General features: G+C 65.4%; 17 protein-coding genes and 1 pseudogene. 5 read left to right on the forward strand and 13 right to left on the reverse strand.

The features are described from left to right. The first annotated feature begins 326 nt into the window (after window positions 1-326). Together NLM15_RS06655 and NLM15_RS06660 are read left to right on the forward strand one after the other, a co-directional pair. On the forward strand, window positions 327-1,619 hold the full coding sequence (locus NLM15_RS06655) for an adenylosuccinate synthase (RefSeq protein WP_254116229.1): 1,293 nt from the start codon (window positions 327-329) through the stop codon (window positions 1,617-1,619). Between the two features lie 37 nt (window positions 1,620-1,656). Continuing rightward, entirely contained in the window at window positions 1,657-3,276 is a 1,620-nt protein-coding gene (locus NLM15_RS06660; RefSeq protein ID WP_254116230.1) for a hypothetical protein, read from the forward strand. A gap of 83 nt (window positions 3,277-3,359) precedes the next feature. Here the strand turns inward: NLM15_RS06660 and NLM15_RS06665 are convergent, their stop codons facing one another. From NLM15_RS06665 to NLM15_RS06675, 3 genes are all read right to left on the reverse strand, one after another. Further along, window positions 3,360-3,644 carry a hypothetical protein gene (locus tag NLM15_RS06665; protein ID WP_254116231.1) on the reverse strand — a complete coding sequence of 95 codons (285 nt, stop codon included), beginning with the start codon at window positions 3,642-3,644 and terminating at the stop codon, window positions 3,360-3,362. Window positions 3,645-3,919: 275 nt separating this feature from the next. Next, window positions 3,920-4,150, reverse strand: a complete 231-nt coding sequence (locus tag NLM15_RS06670) for a hypothetical protein (protein WP_254116232.1) — start codon at window positions 4,148-4,150, stop codon at window positions 3,920-3,922. A 39-nt stretch (window positions 4,151-4,189) separates the two neighbouring features. Continuing rightward, on the reverse strand, window positions 4,190-4,435 hold the full coding sequence (locus NLM15_RS06675) for a hypothetical protein (protein ID WP_254116233.1): 246 nt from the start codon (window positions 4,433-4,435) through the stop codon (window positions 4,190-4,192). A gap of 150 nt (window positions 4,436-4,585) precedes the next feature. Between NLM15_RS06675 and NLM15_RS06680 the strand changes: the two genes are divergently transcribed. Continuing rightward, window positions 4,586-5,011, forward strand: a complete 426-nt coding sequence (locus NLM15_RS06680) for a DUF5413 family protein (RefSeq protein WP_254116234.1) — start codon at window positions 4,586-4,588, stop codon at window positions 5,009-5,011. 61 nt (window positions 5,012-5,072) lie between these two features. Then, window positions 5,073-5,630, forward strand: coding sequence for a DUF4112 domain-containing protein (locus NLM15_RS06685; protein WP_254124162.1), 558 nt, complete (start codon window positions 5,073-5,075; stop codon window positions 5,628-5,630). 239 nt (window positions 5,631-5,869) lie between these two features. On the opposite strand, the gene NLM15_RS06690 is transcribed toward NLM15_RS06685, so the two are convergent. The 4 genes and pseudogenes from NLM15_RS06690 to msrA form a co-directional block, all read right to left on the reverse strand. Continuing rightward, the gene (locus NLM15_RS06690) at window positions 5,870-6,160 is read right to left on the reverse strand and encodes a hypothetical protein (protein ID WP_211382302.1); all 291 of its coding nucleotides are present in this window, start codon (window positions 6,158-6,160) and stop codon (window positions 5,870-5,872) included. 214 nt (window positions 6,161-6,374) lie between these two features. Continuing rightward, window positions 6,375-6,539: a DUF3309 family protein gene (locus tag NLM15_RS06695; RefSeq protein WP_254116235.1), complete on the reverse strand. Its 165-nt coding sequence runs from the start codon at window positions 6,537-6,539 to the stop codon at window positions 6,375-6,377. Window positions 6,540-6,645: 106 nt separating this feature from the next. Further along, window positions 6,646-7,066, reverse strand: a pseudogene (msrB, locus tag NLM15_RS06700) (peptide-methionine (R)-S-oxide reductase MsrB). Between the two features lie 30 nt (window positions 7,067-7,096). Then, entirely contained in the window at window positions 7,097-7,801 is a 705-nt protein-coding gene (gene msrA, locus NLM15_RS06705) for a peptide-methionine (S)-S-oxide reductase MsrA (RefSeq protein WP_254116236.1), read from the reverse strand. Between the two features lie 245 nt (window positions 7,802-8,046). On the opposite strand from msrA, the gene NLM15_RS06710 reads away from it, so the two are divergent. Further along, the gene (locus tag NLM15_RS06710) at window positions 8,047-9,732 is read left to right on the forward strand and encodes a caspase family protein (RefSeq protein WP_254116237.1); all 1,686 of its coding nucleotides are present in this window, start codon (window positions 8,047-8,049) and stop codon (window positions 9,730-9,732) included. Between the two features lie 119 nt (window positions 9,733-9,851). Here the strand turns inward: NLM15_RS06710 and NLM15_RS06715 are convergent, their stop codons facing one another. The 6 genes from NLM15_RS06715 to napE all read right to left on the reverse strand — a co-directional run bounded on the left by NLM15_RS06715 (window position 9,852) and on the right by napE (window position 15,421). Then, entirely contained in the window at window positions 9,852-10,967 is a 1,116-nt protein-coding gene (locus NLM15_RS06715) for an ATP-dependent RecD-like DNA helicase (protein WP_254116238.1), read from the reverse strand. Between the two features lie 281 nt (window positions 10,968-11,248). After that, a complete protein-coding gene (locus tag NLM15_RS06720) occupies window positions 11,249-11,902 on the reverse strand; it encodes a NapC/NirT family cytochrome c (RefSeq protein WP_254116239.1) in 654 nt (217 codons plus the stop codon). Beyond that, window positions 11,899-12,369, reverse strand: coding sequence for a nitrate reductase cytochrome c-type subunit (locus tag NLM15_RS06725; RefSeq protein WP_254116240.1), 471 nt, complete (start codon window positions 12,367-12,369; stop codon window positions 11,899-11,901). The genes NLM15_RS06720 and NLM15_RS06725 overlap by 4 nt, the downstream gene beginning before the upstream one ends. Next, a complete protein-coding gene (gene napA, locus NLM15_RS06730) occupies window positions 12,366-14,879 on the reverse strand; it encodes a nitrate reductase catalytic subunit NapA (RefSeq protein ID WP_254116241.1) in 2,514 nt (837 codons plus the stop codon). Before napA ends, NLM15_RS06725 begins: the two co-directional genes overlap by 4 nt. 16 nt (window positions 14,880-14,895) lie before the next feature. Next, the gene (locus NLM15_RS06735) at window positions 14,896-15,210 is read right to left on the reverse strand and encodes a chaperone NapD (protein WP_254116242.1); all 315 of its coding nucleotides are present in this window, start codon (window positions 15,208-15,210) and stop codon (window positions 14,896-14,898) included. Between the two features lie 25 nt (window positions 15,211-15,235). After that, the gene (napE, locus tag NLM15_RS06740; RefSeq protein ID WP_027532529.1) at window positions 15,236-15,421 is read right to left on the reverse strand and encodes a periplasmic nitrate reductase, NapE protein; all 186 of its coding nucleotides are present in this window, start codon (window positions 15,419-15,421) and stop codon (window positions 15,236-15,238) included. Between the last annotated feature and the right edge of the window lie 179 nt (window positions 15,422-15,600).

The raw sequence follows: 15,600 nt of genomic DNA on the forward strand, positions 1-15,600 counted from the left end.
CCCGGCGAGGTCGGGCCGGCTGATGGCCCGGCCCTGCTCAAAGACACGGAAATCGAGGTGGCATCAACGGGGGGCGGACGCATCGCGACCATGCAATGGCAGATCAGCATCTCACGCTTTGGTCGAAGCCTTGCGAGCCGCCCAAAAGGTTTCTGGATTTTCCGGGGATATCAAAGGCTTAAATAGTCTCTAGAGCCCCGAAAAAGCCCCGTTCTTGCTTGCCTAGAGAGGCTGCTTCCTTTATCCGGTTGGGCTGTCTCGCATGCGAACGGCTCCGGCCGTCAGCTGGGCTTGCGCATCTAAAATCTTCGAAGGATTACCCGCGAATGGCCAATGTTGTCGTCGTCGGCGCCCAATGGGGCGACGAAGGAAAGGGCAAGATCGTCGACTGGTTGTCGGAGCAGGCGGACATCGTCGTCCGCTTCCAGGGCGGTCATAACGCCGGCCACACGCTGGTCATCAACGGCAAGACCTACAAGCTCGCGCTGCTGCCGTCCGGCGTGCTGCGCGAGCAGAAGCTGTCGGTGATCGGCAACGGCGTGGTGTTCGATCCCGCCGCCTTCCTCGACGAGGTCACCAAGCTCAGGGCCCAGGGCGTTGCGGTCTCTCCGGAGAATCTGCGCATCGCCGAGAACGTCACGCTGATCCTGCCGCTGCACCGCGAGCTCGACGCGCACCGCGAATCCGCGAGTGCTGCGACCGCGATCGGCACCACCCGCCGCGGCATCGGCCCGGCCTATGAGGACAAGGTCGGCCGTCGCGCCATCCGCCTGATGGACCTCGCCGATCTCGACACGCTCCCGCACAAGATCGACCGGCTCCTTGCTCACCACAACGCACTCCGCCGCGGCCTCGGCCTGCCGGAGTTCGACGGCAAGGTCATCCTGAAGGAACTGAGTGCGCTGGCGCCTGAGCTGCTGCCCTATGCCGAGACGGTGTGGCGGCTGCTCGACATCAAGCGGCGCGAAGGCAAGCGCATGCTGTTCGAGGGCGCGCAGGGCGCGCTGCTCGACGTCGACCACGGCACTTATCCTTACGTCACCTCGTCCAACACGGTGGCGGCGCAGGCCGCGACCGGCGCCGGCCTCGGGCCGGGCGCGGTCGGCTATGTGCTCGGCCTGTGCAAGGCCTATACGACCCGCGTCGGCCAGGGCCCGTTCCCGACCGAGCAGGACAACGAGACCGGCCGCAGGATCGGCGAGCGCGGCCGCGAGTTCGGCACCAACACCGGCCGTCCGCGCCGCTGCGGCTGGTTCGACGCCGTGCTGGTCCGCCAGGCGGTCCGGACCTGCGGCATCAACGGCCTGGCGCTGACCAAGCTGGACATCCTCGACGGCTTCGACACGATCGAGGTCTGCACTGGCTACAAGCTCGACGGCAAGGAGATCGACCATTTCCCGGCCGGCGAGGGCGCCCAGGCCCGGGTCGAGCCGATCTACGAGACCATCGAGGGCTGGAAGGAGCCGACCGCCAATGCACGGTCGTGGGCCGACCTGCCGGCCCAGGCCATCAAATATGTCCGCCGGATCGAGGAACTGGTGGGGTGCCCGGTCGCTCTGCTTTCCACCAGCCCTGAACGCGAGGATACTATCCTGGTGCAAAATCCGTTTGAGGCTTAACGAAATCTTACCGGGACGGGCGTATAGTTGAGTTGAAATGGCTGATTACTATCCGCTGATCGCCCGCGCTATTGCCGCCCTGGACCCCAATGCTCCCGGCGAAAGCCGTCGCGCGCTCTATGAGCGGGCGCGCACGGCCCTGATTGCGCAGCTCCGCAGCGTGCAGCCGCCGCTCTCCGAATCCGAGATCACCCGCGAACGGTTGTCGCTGGAAGAGGCGGTTCGCAAGGTCGAATCGGAGGCCGCGCAGCGTGCCCGGGAGGCTTCGCGCCCCGGTGGTGGCCCCACCCGCAGCGGCGGCAGCGGTGACGCTTTCCGCCGGGCCAGCACCCGCGCCGCCGAGGGCAATCCGCCCCCGTCGCAGCCGACTGCTCCGCGCACCCGTCCGGCTCCGCCGCCGCCGCGTGCCGACCGCCCGTCCTTCAACGTCGACGACCAGGACGAGGCCCCGCGTCCGCCCCGCGCCCCGCGTTTCGACGCGCCGCGCCCGCCGGGTCCCTCGGCGCCGTCGCCGATGCCGGAGCCGCCGCCTCCGCCGGCCGGACGTGACCGCCAGGGCGCTCGCCGCGCGCCGGATGTCGGTCCGCCGCCGCCCGTGCCGCCGGCGCCGGGCGTGCGCGGTTTTCGTGACATCACCGCCGACGTGAACGATCTCGGCGGCGCCGCCGCGCAGGCCAACCGCGCCGCGCGCCGCACCTACGCCAATGTGCCCTCGCCCTCGCCGGAGTTCGACCGGCTGGAGCCGAGCCTGGAAAATCGCGCCGGCGAGCAGGACGCGCCCTATTCCTACGACGAGTCGATCGAGGAGGCCGAGCGCTACACGCCGCAGCCGCCATCGCCGCGTCCGCGCATCGCGCCCGAGCGCGAGGCCAAGAAGCGCGCCCGCACCGGCTCCATGTTCCCGTTCAAGAGCGCGATCGCCATCGGCATCGTGCTGATCCTGGTCGGCGCCGGCATCCTCTGGGGCAAACAGCTGGTCCAGACCGCGACCAATCTGTTCAAGTCCTCGCCGACCCAGGTGGTGGAGGCGCCGAAGGATCCGGCCCAGCCGCAGAGCAAGCCCAAGATTCCGGATCGCGTCGGCCAGCCCTCGGCCAGCGATCAGCCGGTCGCGCCGGTGGCGCAGAAGGTCGTGCTCTATGACGAGGATCCGGCCGATCCGAAGGGCAAGCAATATGTCGGCTCGGTGGTGTGGCGGCTCGAGCCGATCAAGGCGTCGGGCAACCAGAAGGCCGACGTCGCCGTGCGCGCCGACATCGAGATCCCCGACCGCAAGTTCAAGATGACGATGTCGTTCCGCCGCAATACCGACTCGTCGCTGCCGGCGAGCCACACCGCGGAATTGACCTTCATCCTGCCGCCGGATTTCCCGGGCGGCAGCGTCTCCAACGTGCCGGGCATCCTGATGAAGTCGAACGAGCAGGCGCGCGGCACGCCGCTCGCGGGTCTCGCGGTCAAGGTCACCGACGGCTTCTTCCTGGTCGGCCTCTCCAATGTCGACGCCGACCGCGCCCGCAACGTCCAGCTCCTGAAGGAGCGCTCGTGGTTCGACGTGCCGCTGGTCTATGCCAACCAGCGCCGCGCCATCATCGCGATCGAGAAGGGCGCCCCCGGCGAGCGCGCCTTCAACGAAGCGTTCGCGCAGTGGGGCGACTAGGGCCGGCGCGTCACCGATGTTCACCTCTCCCGACGAGAGAGGTGAACCGAACTCTCCGACGATTCAATCGAGATTGAGCCGGCCTATTGCGCGGCGGCTTCCCGCTTCCGTGCCGCGTGCTCGCGGTCCATCACGGCGCGGCAGCCGGGGCTGACCTGCGCCTTGTTCCGCACCATGCAGGCCCTGATCCTGGGGATGTCGGGAATCTCGCTGGAGCAAAGCCGCATCGCATCGCCCGTGCACATCTGCTGCGCTTCGGACGAGAAGGCGAGGCCGGGCGATGTCTGGAATGCGATGGCGGTGGCGGCGAAGGCCAACAGCGCAGCGGTGGTCTTAAACAGCGAAACGATGGTCGTGTAGCGCGTCATGACGAATGCGTCCCCGAGTTCCGTGGGTTGAAACCACTTGGTTTTGGGGCGCCGCACGCGGCTTGATCTGCCGCATGTCACAGCCTTCACGCCGGGAACCTTAGTCCCGCATGTGGTCGCTCGATCTCTCGTGATGTTCGAATCGAAAAGTGCTGCGCCGCCCGATTCGAGTATGCGCGATTGTCACGCGGCTGCAATGGTCCGCTCGAATGAATTCGCAGTTGTTGCGCGTCCGTCACGCACAACGTGTCCGTCACGCACAAAGCGGCGCGAGATCAGATCAACCGATCGGACGATGCGCTCGCTTCGTCCGCGTCGCTCGCGCCGAGCGCTGCGGCGTGTTCCTCGACGGCGGTAACGCCCTTCGCGGTGAGCTCGAACAGATCGCCGTCCTTCATCACATAGCCGTCGGCGATCAACTCGCCGATCTTGCCGTGCCGGTCGTCGGCGAACGCGACCGACTGGCTGATGTCCCGCAGGATCGAGAGCTGTTCGTCGCGCAACATGGCTTCACTCTCCGGTTCGCCAGGGTTCGTTCCCCGGTCTCACATGCCGTGGCTCTGGAATACCTTGCTGCACGCCTTCGACAGCCTGGACCGGTTGGCTTGCAGGCATCCCTGCACCGCACCGTCATTGCCGAGGTCCTTGCGGCAGAACCGCGAGGCGTCCCGCGAGCAGGCGTTCTGCTCCTGCGGCGTACCCATGTGGCCCTGCGCGAGAGCAGGCGTGATCGACATACCGCTCAGGGTTGTCAGGACGAGCGTTGCCATAAGGACGGATTTCCGGGACATCGACACAACTCCAATCTGACTGCGGGTATGAATTTCAGTCCTGTCTGAACTCGTCGCCTTGCCGCTTGTTCCCCCCGGCAGGGGCGCGCGCCCCGCTATTCAAGGTTCCCGCGCCGCTGCTATAACAGCGGCGAAGGATGAGGATACTTGATGAAACGCTATCTGGTGTTTGCGCTGGTCGGTCCGTTCGTCGGCGGGTTCCTGCTGCTGCTGACGACGACTTATCAGTCCGGCTACTGGGCCCAGACCAGTCTGGGCGAGGTCGGAAAGCTGTTCGCCGTGTTCTTCAAATCGCTGCAATACAGCTATTTGTTCGGTTTCCTGCCCTCGCTGATGATCGGTGCGGTCGACGACATCCTGATCCACGTCCGACGGATCGGCCCGGTGCTGCGGATGCTCCTGGTCGGCCTGTTCGCCTTCGTGCTGGCGTCGCTGACCTACAGCTCGCGCGGGCCGGATTCGGGCGCGGTGCAGTTCATCCTGTACGGCCTCGTCGGATTCGTGCCGGCCGTGATTTCATCCTGGCTCGTGCATAGATATGTCGAGGAGCCGCTGCCGGCTGCGTCGCCGACCTGAACGCGCGACGTTCGGGCGCGGTGCAGCAACCTCCGCGCCGCTGGTGCGTTCTCTCAAGGCTATGATCATGTCCGACGACGACATTCTTGCTCCGCGCCGGCCCCGTTCCGGAGCCGGCTCGCGCGCGAGTTCTTCGCGCGCCCAAGCACGCGGGCCGATCATCGACCAGGACGGCCGCGAGATCCGTCCCGAAACCCTGGAGCAGGGGTTTCAGGAGTTTCGCTTCGAATTCGACAAGGACAATCCGTTCGCCGGTAATCCGTTCGGCAATCTGACGCGCGAGCAGCGCATCGCGCGGCTCGAGGCCATCGCCAAGCTGCTCGACGTCGCCTTCATCCTGCCCGGCACCAAGATCCGCTACGGCATCGACGGGCTGATCGGCCTGATCCCCGTGGTCGGGGACATCATCACCACCGCGATCTCGCTGTGGCTGGTGCGCGAGGCGCGCGCGCTCGGGGCGCCCTGGTACATCACCGCGCGCATGCTCGGCAATGTCGCGGTCGACGGTGTGGTCGGCATCGTGCCGTTCGTGGGCGATGCCTTCGACGTCATGTTCCGCGCCAACATGCGCAACGTGCGCCTCTTGCGCCGCTGGCTCGACAAGCAGCCGCGGATATAGGAACGGAGTTCTTCCTTCGCCTCGCCCCGCTTGCGGGGAGAGGCCGACACGCGAAGCGTGGCGGGTGAGGGGGAGTCTCCGCGAATCCGACTGCTACCGTCCCTGCGGAGACTCCCCCTCACCCCGACCCTCTCCCCGCAAGCGGGGCGAGGGAGACGAAAGAGCCCGCCCAGAAACGCAAAAAGCGCGACGGCCGTTCGGCCATCGCGCTTTCAGCGCACATCGGGCTTTGCGAAAACTTACGCCGCGTCGGCGTCGGTGGTCGCTTCCACCGGCTTGGGGCGGCGGGGCAGCGGGAAGGCTTCGCTCTCATAGAGCGAACGGATGCCGTTCTGGTCGAAGCGAGCTTCCTCGACCTGGAGATAGGCGCCGTTCAGCGAATCCGTCGGCAACTGCTCCATCGCGAATTGCACGGCTTCGGCGGCGGTGCCGAACCGGCGATAGGTGAAGCCCGCGCGCTTCTTCTTGCGGATTGCGGCGGGGAAGAGCTCGGCGGAAGTGTTGAAGTTGAACGGACGCAGTGGACGCATGGTCAAAGACCTCGTGATCTCTCTGGGGCTTTAAGCGCGTGGGGTTTTGAAGGGCAGGGGGCCACAATCGGGTGGGCCCGCCGCACCGGTCATTTTCGCTCACTAATATAGGCCGATTTGACAGAAATGCGACCCCTGCGATGAGAGATGATGAATCCGCGCATGGCAGCCCCGCAGGCGCAATAAACAAAGTAATTTCAATTGTTTATATGGTTTACAGCTTGCCAAGAAGCAGCAGCACGACCAAGACCACCAGCACGAGACCGCCGATCCCCATGCCGGAATGGCCCATGCCGTAGCCGTAGCCCCCGATCCGGCCGGACATGCCGCCCACGAGATAGATGATCACCAGGATGATCAGGATGGTCCCGAGTGTCATGGCGTCCTCCCTGGCGGCCGCCGGACTGCGCTCATCGGCCGCACCGCCAGAGGAGAAAAGCACATCGCGCCGCCGGGTTCCATGACGGAACCGGCGGCACGCAATGTTATTTCGGCTCGAGCTTCAGCGCGGCCGAGTTGATGCAGTAGCGCAGGCCGGTCGGGGCCGGGGCCGTCGGGGAAGACGTGGCCGAGATGTCCGCTGCATTTGGAGCAGAGCACCTCGGTGCGGATCATGCCGTGGCTGGCATCGTGCTCCTCGTCGATATGGCTCTCGACCGCGGGCTGGGTGAAGCTCGGCCAGCCGCAGCCGGAATCGAACTTGGCGTCGGACTCGAACAGCACATTGCCGCAGCCGGCGCAGACATAGGTGCCGGCGCGGTGGTCGTGCTCATATTCGCCGGAGAAGGGACGCTCGGTCGCCTTCTCGCGCAGCACCGCGTACTGCATCGGCGACAATTCGCGCCGCCACTGCTCTTCGCTCTTGATGACCTTGTCGTCGGTGGTTTTCGTCTTGGTGTCGGGCATGGGTCTCCCGTTTCTTCTGTGATCTCAGGATCAGTTGGTGGCCTTGCTGGCACTCACCAGCGTCGGCTTCTCAATGTAGTTATCCGCGAACAGCTTTTTCAGGTTCTCGACCTTCGGAAGATCGTTGTAGGCGATGTAGGGCTGGTTCGGGTGCAGTGTCAGATAGTCCTGGTGATAGGCCTCCGCCGGGTAGAACGCCTCCAGCGCGCCGACCTTGGTCACGATCGGCTTGCTGAAGACCTTGGCGGTGTTGAGCTGGGCGATATAGGCCTCCGCCACCTTCTTCTGCTCGTCGGAGGTGGTGAAGATCGCCGAGCGATATTGCGTGCCGGTGTCCGGGCCCTGGCGGTTGAGCTGGGTCGGGTCGTGCGCCACCGAGAAGTAGATCTGGAGGATCTTGCCGTAGGAGATCTTCTTCGGATCGTACTTGATCTCGACCGACTCGGCGTGGCCGGTCCGGCCGCTCGAGACGGTCTGGTAATCGGCGGTCGCCTTGGTGCCGCCGGCATAGCCGGAGACCGCGTTGACGACGCCAGCGGTGTGCTGGAAGACGCCCTGCACGCCCCAGAAGCAGCCGCCGGCGATGACGGCGGTCTGGATTCCGGATGCGGGTGCCGCATCCATGGCGGGCGCGGGGATCACGACCGCATCCTCCGCGGCCCTGGACGGCAGGGCAAAGGCCAGCGTCAGTGCGGTGGTGGCGGCGAACAGCGAGGCGAGGGCGGAGCGGCGCATGGCGATCCTCTTTCGGAAGGTCTGACAGTGTAGGGCGGCCGGGGAGGCGCGAACAGCCCGTTTGGCCGCGTTTTCGGACAATGGAGATACGGGCGCAGGCTGCAATTGTTACGGGGGGACGGACACGAGTCTGTGAAAAAAAGCCTCAGACAGCGCCACTTGGCGAGGCCGGGAACTCCGGGCTAGATGACCCCGCGCGATCGACGATCCCCTTGAAATCTGGTGGCTGGAGCTGACCTGACAACATGCTGCGCGTCATTCCCCTGAGCTTCGCCATCCTGATCTCGAGTGCTGCGATTGCCACGGCCGAGCCGCAAGCCGGCGACGACCTCGCCACCTGTCGCGACCGCCAGGCGGAGGTCCAGGCCCGCGCGACGGCCTGCGACAATCTGCTGAACGCCGACCGTCTCACCGGCAAGGACAAGGCGATCGCGCTCACCGTGCGCGGCAACACGCTGATCAACAAGCGCGACAACGTCCGTGCGATCGAGACCCTGTCCATGGCCGTCGACCTCGATCCCGACAATGTCGTGGCGCTCAACCTGCGCGGCCTCGGCTATGAGCGCAGGGGCCAGGACGATCTCGCGATGGCCGACTACAATCTCGCGCTCCAGAAGCGCCCGACCTACGGCGTTCCCTACAACAACCGCGGCGTCATCCAGTTGCGCCGGGGGGCGCTGCAAAGCGCGCTCGACGATTTCAACCTGTCGATCAAATACACGCCCAAATTCCTGCTCGGCTGGACCAACCGTGCCCGGGTGCGTACGCTGACGAAGGATTTCAACGGAGCGATCGCCGACTTCGCGGAGGCCGAGAAGATCGATCCGGCCGCGCCGCAGATCGCCGGCAATCGCTGCGTCACCTGGGGGATGATGGGCAAGTTCGACCAGGCCTTTGCCGACTGCAACGGCCTGATCGAAAAGCAGCCGAGAAACGTGTTCGCGATCAACAATCGCGCCGGCGTCAGCATGCTGAAGGGCGACCTCGACGCCGCGCTGAAGGACTACAACACCGCCATCCAGATCAACCCGAACAGTGTGCGCGCCCATTCCGGCCGCGGCCAGATCTACGAGCGCAGGAAAGATCTTGCCCAGGCCCGTGCCGACTATCGTGCCGCGGCCTATTCGCTGACGAGGTTCGACGACCTCGACGTCGCGCGCGCGCGCGCCGTCGCGCAGGAGCGGCTCGCCGCACTGACGCCGCAGGCGCCGGCCGGGTCCACCGGACGCCGCGTCGCGCTGGTGATCGGCAACGGCGCCTACAACAACGTCCACGCATTGCCCAATCCGCCCCGCGACGCGAAATTGATCGCGGGCGTGCTGCGCGATGTCGGTTTCCAGACCGTGATATCCGTCAGCGACCTGACCCGCGACAAGTTCTTCGAAGCGCTGCAGAGGTTTGCCGCCGAAGCGGAGACGGCGGATTGGGCGGTGGTCTACTACGCCGGTCACGGTTTCGAGATCGGCGGCGTGAACTATCTCGTGCCCGTCGACGCCAAGCTCGCGGCCGACAGGGACGCCGAAGCCCAGGCGGTCGCGCTGGAGCAGGTGATCGCAGCGGTGGGCGCCGCACGTAAAGTGCGCCTGGTGATGCTGGATGCCTGCCGCGACAATCCGTTCGCACCGACCATGCAGCGCACGCTGTCGCTCAAGCTGGTCGACAAGGGCTTTTCAAACATCGAGCCCGGCGCCGGCTTCATGGTGGTCTACGCCGCCAAGCACGGCGAGACCGCGATGGACGGCGACGGCGGCGCCGACAGCCCCTTCGCCACCGCGCTCGCCCGCGAGATCAAGGTGCCGAAGGTCGAGATCCGGAAACTGTTCGACATCATCCGCGACGACGTCTGGGCCGTGACCAAGCACGAGCAGCAGCCGTTTTCGTACGGCTCGCCGCCGGGGCGGGAAGATTTTTATTTTGTTGCGGGGAAGTGAGGTCTAGGACGGTGCCGTAGGGTGGGCAAAGCGAAGCGTGCCCACGATTCTTGATCCGCGCTTGGATAAGTCGTGGGCACGGCGCGTTGCGCCTTTGCCCACCCTACGGCAGCGTCGCTTCACACCACGATACTCAACCGCTTCGCCGCGCGCGTGATGCCCGTGTACAGCCACCGCGCCCGCGAATCCTGAAACGCAAAACTCTCGTCGAACAGCACGACGTCGTCCCATTGCGAGCCCTGCGATTTGTGCACGGTCAGCACATAGCCGTAGTCGAACTCGTCATAGGGCTTGCGCTGCTCCCAGGCGATCTGCTCGACGCCGCCCTCGAAGCAATCGGCGCGCACGGAGACCTTCGTTACCTTGTGGCCGAAATCCTCGTCCGGCGACAGCCGCATGGAGAGGATGCGCGACTTCGAGCGCGAGGTGTTGCGCGACTTCACGCGCCACAGGCCGCCGTTGAACAGGCCCTTCTTGCGGTTGTTGCGCAGGCACACCAGCTTGTCGCCGGCGACCGGGAAGACGTCCTCGATGTTCTGGCGCTGGCGCACCCGCATGTTGTACGCGCGCCGCGTGTTGTTGCGGCCGACCAGGACCTGGTCGGCGCCCATGACGCGGTCGGGGTCGAGCTCCTTGCGCGACACCACTTCGCTCTCGCCGTAGCGGCCGATGTCGAGCTCGCGGCCTTCGCGGACGTCCATCGACATCCGCACGATCGGATCGTCCTGGGCCTGGCGGTGGACTTCGGTCAGCATCGCGTCGGGCTCGGTGTTGGTGAAGAAGCCGCCGCCCTGGATTGGCGGAAGCTGGGCGGGATCGCCGAGCACCAGCAGCGGACAGTCGAACGACATCAGGTCGCGCCCCAGTTCAGCATCGACCATCGAGCATTCGTCGATCACGATCAGCTTGGCCTTCGAGGCCGGCGCATCGTCCCACAGCTCGAAGCTCGGCTGCTCCTCGCCGGATTCGCGGGCGCGGTAGATCAGCGAGTGGATGGTGGAGGCCTCGTCGCAACCCTTGTTGCGCATGACGAGGGCCGCCTTGCCGGTGAAGGCGGCGAACTTCACCTCGCCGTCGACGCCCTCGGCGATATGCCGCGCCAGCGTGGTCTTGCCGGTGCCGGCAAAGCCGAACAGCCGGAAGATCGGCGGCGTGCCGTTCCGGCCCGGTTTGGCCTTGAGCCAGTCGCCAACGGCCTTGAGCGCGGCGTCCTGATGCGGGGAGAAATTGGTCATATCTGTCTTGAGAAGGGGCGAAATCGACCGATTCGCCGTCCCCCAAAACTAACCATTCGCCCCGCCGGTTCAAGCGCGGGGCAATTGCATTTAGAGCCTTGTTTCTGTGGCCATCCTTCGAGACGCCCGCCTTTGGCGGGGTCCTCAGGATGAGGGCGGAGTGCGCGGCGGCAGTCTTCTACAGCGAAAGATGCCGGTCAGCCTCATCCTGAGGAGACCGCGCAAGCGGTCGTCTCGAAGGACGAGGCGCTTGCTCAGGCCGCACCAAGAACAAATCGCCCCTACTGCCACCCCGGAACGCCGCGCATGTCGGGCAGGTGGTGGGCGATGCCCTTGTGGCAGTCGATGCAGGTCTTTTCCTTGGTGAACAGGAAGCGCTGGTGCGCCACCGAGGCCCGCGGCGACTGCTTCGTGATGTCCATGGAATCGGCGCTGTGGCAGTTGCGGCACTCGAGCGAATCGTTGGCCTTGAAGCGCGCCCATTCATGCGCCGCCAGCTCGAGCCGGTGGTCCAGGAACTTTTCCCGCGTGTCGATCGTGCCAAAAATCTTGCCCCAGACTTCCTTGGAGGCCTGCATCTTGCGCGCGATCTTGTCGGTCCAGTTGTGCGGCACGTGGCAGTCCGGGCAGGTCGCGCGCACGCCGGAACGGTTGGTGAAGTGGATGGTCGACTTCAGCTCGGCGTAGACGTTGTCCTTCATCTCGTGACAGCCGGTGCAGAACTTCTCGGTGTTGGTCAATTCCAGCGCGGTGTTGAAGCCGCCCCAGAAGATCACGCCGGCCGCAAAGCCCGCGAGCACCAGCACGCCGAGCCCGAACACCGAGCTCGGCCGGATCAGCACCTGCCAGAGCTCGAGCGCGAAGGCCCAGCTTCGCGCGATGAAGCCGCGTCTGGGTTCCAGCTTTTCTTTGGGCTCGTCAGTGGTCGTCGTCATCGGCGGCCACCGGGGCTGGCGCGCGAGAGCAGCGTGTCGATGTCGGTGAAGTCGTTGCTGACCGGCGGCGTGGCGGTGTTCTGCGGCACGTGGCATTCCGTGCAGAAGAAGCGCCGCGGCGAGATCGAGGCCAGGAACTGGCCGTCGCGGTCCATGAAATGCGTGATCGAGACCATCGGCGCCTGCGATTCAGCGGTGCGCGCCCGCGCGTGGCAGGACAGGCACTTGTTGCCGTTGAGGTCGATCTGGTAGCCGTCGATCGTATGCGGGATCACCGGCGGCTGTTCCGGATAGTTGCGCGACTCCCTTTCGGAGGTGTTGCGGTTCGGCAGCATCGGCGGCGCCGGGCCCTCGTCATTGAGCGGCGTCGAACCGCGCAGGCCTGACGTCACCGTCTGCGCGGTCAGTGAGCTCGCGCCGGCGGCGATCGCGACCGCGAGCAGGGCTATGCCAAATCGTTTCATCATGACAGGTTCACCCGCTCGATGCGCACGGCGCATTTCTTGTAGTCGGTCTGCAACGAGATCGGATCGGTGGCGTCCAGCGTCACCTTGTTGATCAGCTTGGATTCGTCGAACCACGGCACGAAGACGAGGCCACGCGGCGGCCGGTCGCGGCCGCGCGTCTCGACGCGGGCGCGGATGAAGCCGCGCCGCGAGACCACCTTCACCTCGTCGCCCCGCCGGAGCTTCGCTTCCGACGCGTCGTCGGGATGCATGAAGCACACGGCCTCGGGGAACGCCTTGTAGAGCTCGGGCACGCGGCGCGTCATGGTGCCTGAATGCCAATGCTCCAGTACGCGGCCGGTCGAGAGCCAGAGCGGATATTCGCCGTCGGGCGATTCCGCCGGCGGCTCGTAGGGCAGCGCGAAGATGCGCGCCCTGCCGTCCGGATAGCCGTAGAACTGCACGCCGGTGCCTTGCTTGACGTAGGGGTCGCTGCCCTCGCGGAAGCGCCATTTCGTTTCCTGGCCGTTGACGACAGGCCAGCGCAGGCCGCGCTCGCGGTGATAGCTTTCGAACGGCGCGAGGTCGTGGCCATGGCCGCGGCCGAACGAGGCGTATTCCTCGAACAGGCCCTTCTGCACGTAGAAGCCGAACGCCTTGGATTCCTCGTTGGCGTAGCCTTCCTCGATCTCGGAGGTCGGAAACTTGTCGACCTGGCCGTTCTTGTAGAGCACGTCGAACAGCGTCTTGCCGCGAACCTCCGGTTTCTTGGCGATCAGCTCCTCCGGCCACACCTCCTCGATCTTGAAGCGTTTTGAGAATTCCATGAGCTGCCAGAGATCGGACTTCGACTCGCCCGGCGCGGAGACGAGCTGATGCCAGAACTGCGTGCGCCGCTCGGCATTGCCGTAAGCGCCTTCCTTCTCCACCCACATCGCGGTGGGCAGGATCAGATCGGCGGCCAGTGCCGTCACCGAGGGATAGGCGTCCGAGACCACGATGAAATTGTCGGGGTTGCGGAAGCCCGGATAGGTCTCCTCGTTGGCGTTGGGGCCGGCCTGGAGGTTGTTGTTGACCTGCACCCAATAGGCGTTGATCAGGCCGTCCTTCAGCATCCGGCTTTGCAGCACGGCGTGTGCGCCGTTCTTGTCGGGAATGGTGCCTTCGGGCAGCTGCCAGATGTGCTCGGCGTGATCGCGATGCGCCTTGTTGGTCACGACCATGTCGGCCGGCAGGCGATGCGAGAAGGTGCCGACCTCGCGCGCGGTGCCGCAGGCCGAGGGCTGGCCGGTCAGCGAGAACGGGCTGTTGCCGGGCGAGGAGATCTTTCCGGTCAGAAGGTGGATGTTGTAGACGAGGTTGTTGCACCAGACGCCGCGGGTGTGCTGGTTGAAACCCATGGTCCAGAACGAGACCACTTTCGTCTTGGGATTGGCATAGAGCTCGGCGAGCGCCTCGAGCCGATTGAGCGGTACGCCGGACATCTCGGCGGCCTTCTCCAGCGTGTACTCGGAGACGAACTTGACGTACTCGTCGTAGCTCATGTCGGTGGAGTCGTTGGCCTTTGCCGCGCCCGTTGCCTTTTTCTGCAGCGGATGCTCGGGCCGCAGGCCATAACCGATGTCGGTCTGTCCGCGCCTGAAGATGGTATGGGCGGCAACGAAGTCCTTGTTGACGCGTCCGGTCTTGATGATGTGATTGGCGATGGCGTTGAGGATGTAGAGATCGGTCTGCGGCTTGAACACCATGCCGATGTCGGCGAGGTCGAACGATCGGTGCTCGAAGGTGGAGAGCACGGCGACGCGGACATGCGGCGCGGAGAGCCGGCGGTCGGCCAGGCGCGTCCACAGGATCGGGTGCATCTCCGCCATGTTGGAGCCCCACAGGACGAAGGCGTCGGTGGCCTCGATGTCGTCATAGCAGCCGGCCGGCTCGTCGATGCCGAAGGTGCGCATCATGCCGGCGACGGCGGAGGCCATGCAGTGCCGCGCGTTGGGGTCGATGTTGTTGGTGCGGAAGCCGGCCTTGAACAGCTTTGACGCCGCATAGCCTTCCCAGATCGTCCACTGTCCGGAGCCGAACATGGCGACGCCGTTCGGCCCGCGCTTCTTGAAGGCTTCCTTCCACTTCACTTCCATGATGTCGAAGGCTTCGTTCCAGGACACCGGCGTGAACTCGCCGTTCTTGTCGTATTTGCCGGCCGTCTTGCGCAGCATCGGCTGCGTCAGGCGGTCGTGGCCGTACATGATCTTGGACAGGAAGTAGCCCTTGACGCAGTTGAGGCCGCGATTGACCTCGGCCTTGATGTCGCCATGGGTGGCGACGACGCGGTTGTCCTTGGTCGCGACCATCACCGAGCAGCCGGTGCCGCAGAAGCGGCAGGCGGCCTTGTCCCATTTCAATTCGGATGTGTCGCGCTCGGTGACGAGGTTGGCAGCGAGCGCCGGTGCCGGCATGCCCGCGGCGGCGGCCGCGATCGCGGCGGCCTCGAGCTTCAGCATCTGGCGGCGGTCGAGCTTTGGCGATGTCATGGTGGCTCTTCCTGACTCAGGCGGTTTCGATGGCGTGGAAAACCAGCGCCGCGGAATAGACGTTCGGCAGCGACTGGATGGTGTTGAGCAGCGTGCCGAGGCTGCCGGCGTCAGGCGCCTCGGTCACGACGATGAGCTTGCCGCGCGCGTCGCGGCCGTGAATTTCGCAGCCGGGCATCGCGGTGATCTCGGCTTCCAGCTCGTCCAGGCGCTCGGGGCGCGCCTGCACCACGATGCTGGCGATCTCGCAGCCGGGCGGGGAGATGACGCGCTCGGTGCTGAGCACCCGGCCGGTGATCAATGCGCGGCGGTTGAGTGTGGCGTGTGCCATGATGGCTGTCTTTCGCTGTTCGGGATCAATGCGGGGAGGGCGGTGGGCCGGGCGGGCCAGCAAACATCTGGTAGATCCAGACGCCGAGCCCGTATGAGCCGACCGTTCCGACCGCGAGGACGGGCATCACGACCGCGGTCAGGAACAGGAACGCAAAGATCTCCATGCGCTTACGGCGCACGCGCGAAGTCGTGTCGTCAGGGGCCGACATATTCGGTCTCTCTGAATGGTATGGGAATCGGGACGGCATCCGGGCCGTTACCTTGCTGCACTTTAGATACGTTCGAGCCGCTAACGCGTTGATCTGGATCAACCTGTCGACTTGGCCGCACCCTGTAGTACGCGCCGGAATCGGGCTTGCTTTGCTACGTGCGGGTGAGGGATCCATCT

It is taken from the genome of Bradyrhizobium sp. CCGB20, assembly GCF_024199855.1.
Taxonomy (GTDB): domain Bacteria; phylum Pseudomonadota; class Alphaproteobacteria; order Rhizobiales; family Xanthobacteraceae; genus Bradyrhizobium.

Excerpts from the sequence above, each read along its gene's own strand:
- napE (WP_027532529.1), bottom strand. The coding sequence starts at position 15,421 with ATGTCGGCCCCTGACGACACGACTTCGCGCGTGCGCCGTAAGCGCATG.
- NLM15_RS06715 (WP_254116238.1), bottom strand. The coding sequence starts at position 10,967 with ATGACCAATTTCTCCCCGCATCAGGACGCCGCGCTCAAGGCCGTTGGC.
- NLM15_RS06710 (WP_254116237.1), top strand. The coding sequence starts at position 8,047 with ATGCTGCGCGTCATTCCCCTGAGCTTCGCCATCCTGATCTCGAGTGCT.
- NLM15_RS06660 (WP_254116230.1), top strand. The coding sequence starts at position 1,657 with ATGGCTGATTACTATCCGCTGATCGCCCGCGCTATTGCCGCCCTGGAC.
- NLM15_RS06675 (WP_254116233.1), bottom strand. The coding sequence starts at position 4,435 with ATGTCCCGGAAATCCGTCCTTATGGCAACGCTCGTCCTGACAACCCTG.
- NLM15_RS06665 (WP_254116231.1), bottom strand. The coding sequence starts at position 3,644 with ATGACGCGCTACACGACCATCGTTTCGCTGTTTAAGACCACCGCTGCG.
- NLM15_RS06690 (WP_211382302.1), bottom strand. The coding sequence starts at position 6,160 with ATGCGTCCACTGCGTCCGTTCAACTTCAACACTTCCGCCGAGCTCTTC.
- NLM15_RS06680 (WP_254116234.1), top strand. The coding sequence starts at position 4,586 with ATGAAACGCTATCTGGTGTTTGCGCTGGTCGGTCCGTTCGTCGGCGGG.
- NLM15_RS06655 (WP_254116229.1), top strand. The coding sequence starts at position 327 with ATGGCCAATGTTGTCGTCGTCGGCGCCCAATGGGGCGACGAAGGAAAG.
- NLM15_RS06735 (WP_254116242.1), bottom strand. The coding sequence starts at position 15,210 with ATGGCACACGCCACACTCAACCGCCGCGCATTGATCACCGGCCGGGTG.
- NLM15_RS06720 (WP_254116239.1), bottom strand. The coding sequence starts at position 11,902 with ATGACGACGACCACTGACGAGCCCAAAGAAAAGCTGGAACCCAGACGC.
- NLM15_RS06695 (WP_254116235.1), bottom strand. The coding sequence starts at position 6,539 with ATGACACTCGGGACCATCCTGATCATCCTGGTGATCATCTATCTCGTG.
- napA (WP_254116241.1), bottom strand. The coding sequence starts at position 14,879 with ATGACATCGCCAAAGCTCGACCGCCGCCAGATGCTGAAGCTCGAGGCC.
- NLM15_RS06685 (WP_254124162.1), top strand. The coding sequence starts at position 5,073 with ATGATCATGTCCGACGACGACATTCTTGCTCCGCGCCGGCCCCGTTCC.
- NLM15_RS06670 (WP_254116232.1), bottom strand. The coding sequence starts at position 4,150 with ATGTTGCGCGACGAACAGCTCTCGATCCTGCGGGACATCAGCCAGTCG.
- msrA (WP_254116236.1), bottom strand. The coding sequence starts at position 7,801 with ATGCGCCGCTCCGCCCTCGCCTCGCTGTTCGCCGCCACCACCGCACTG.
- NLM15_RS06725 (WP_254116240.1), bottom strand. The coding sequence starts at position 12,369 with ATGATGAAACGATTTGGCATAGCCCTGCTCGCGGTCGCGATCGCCGCC.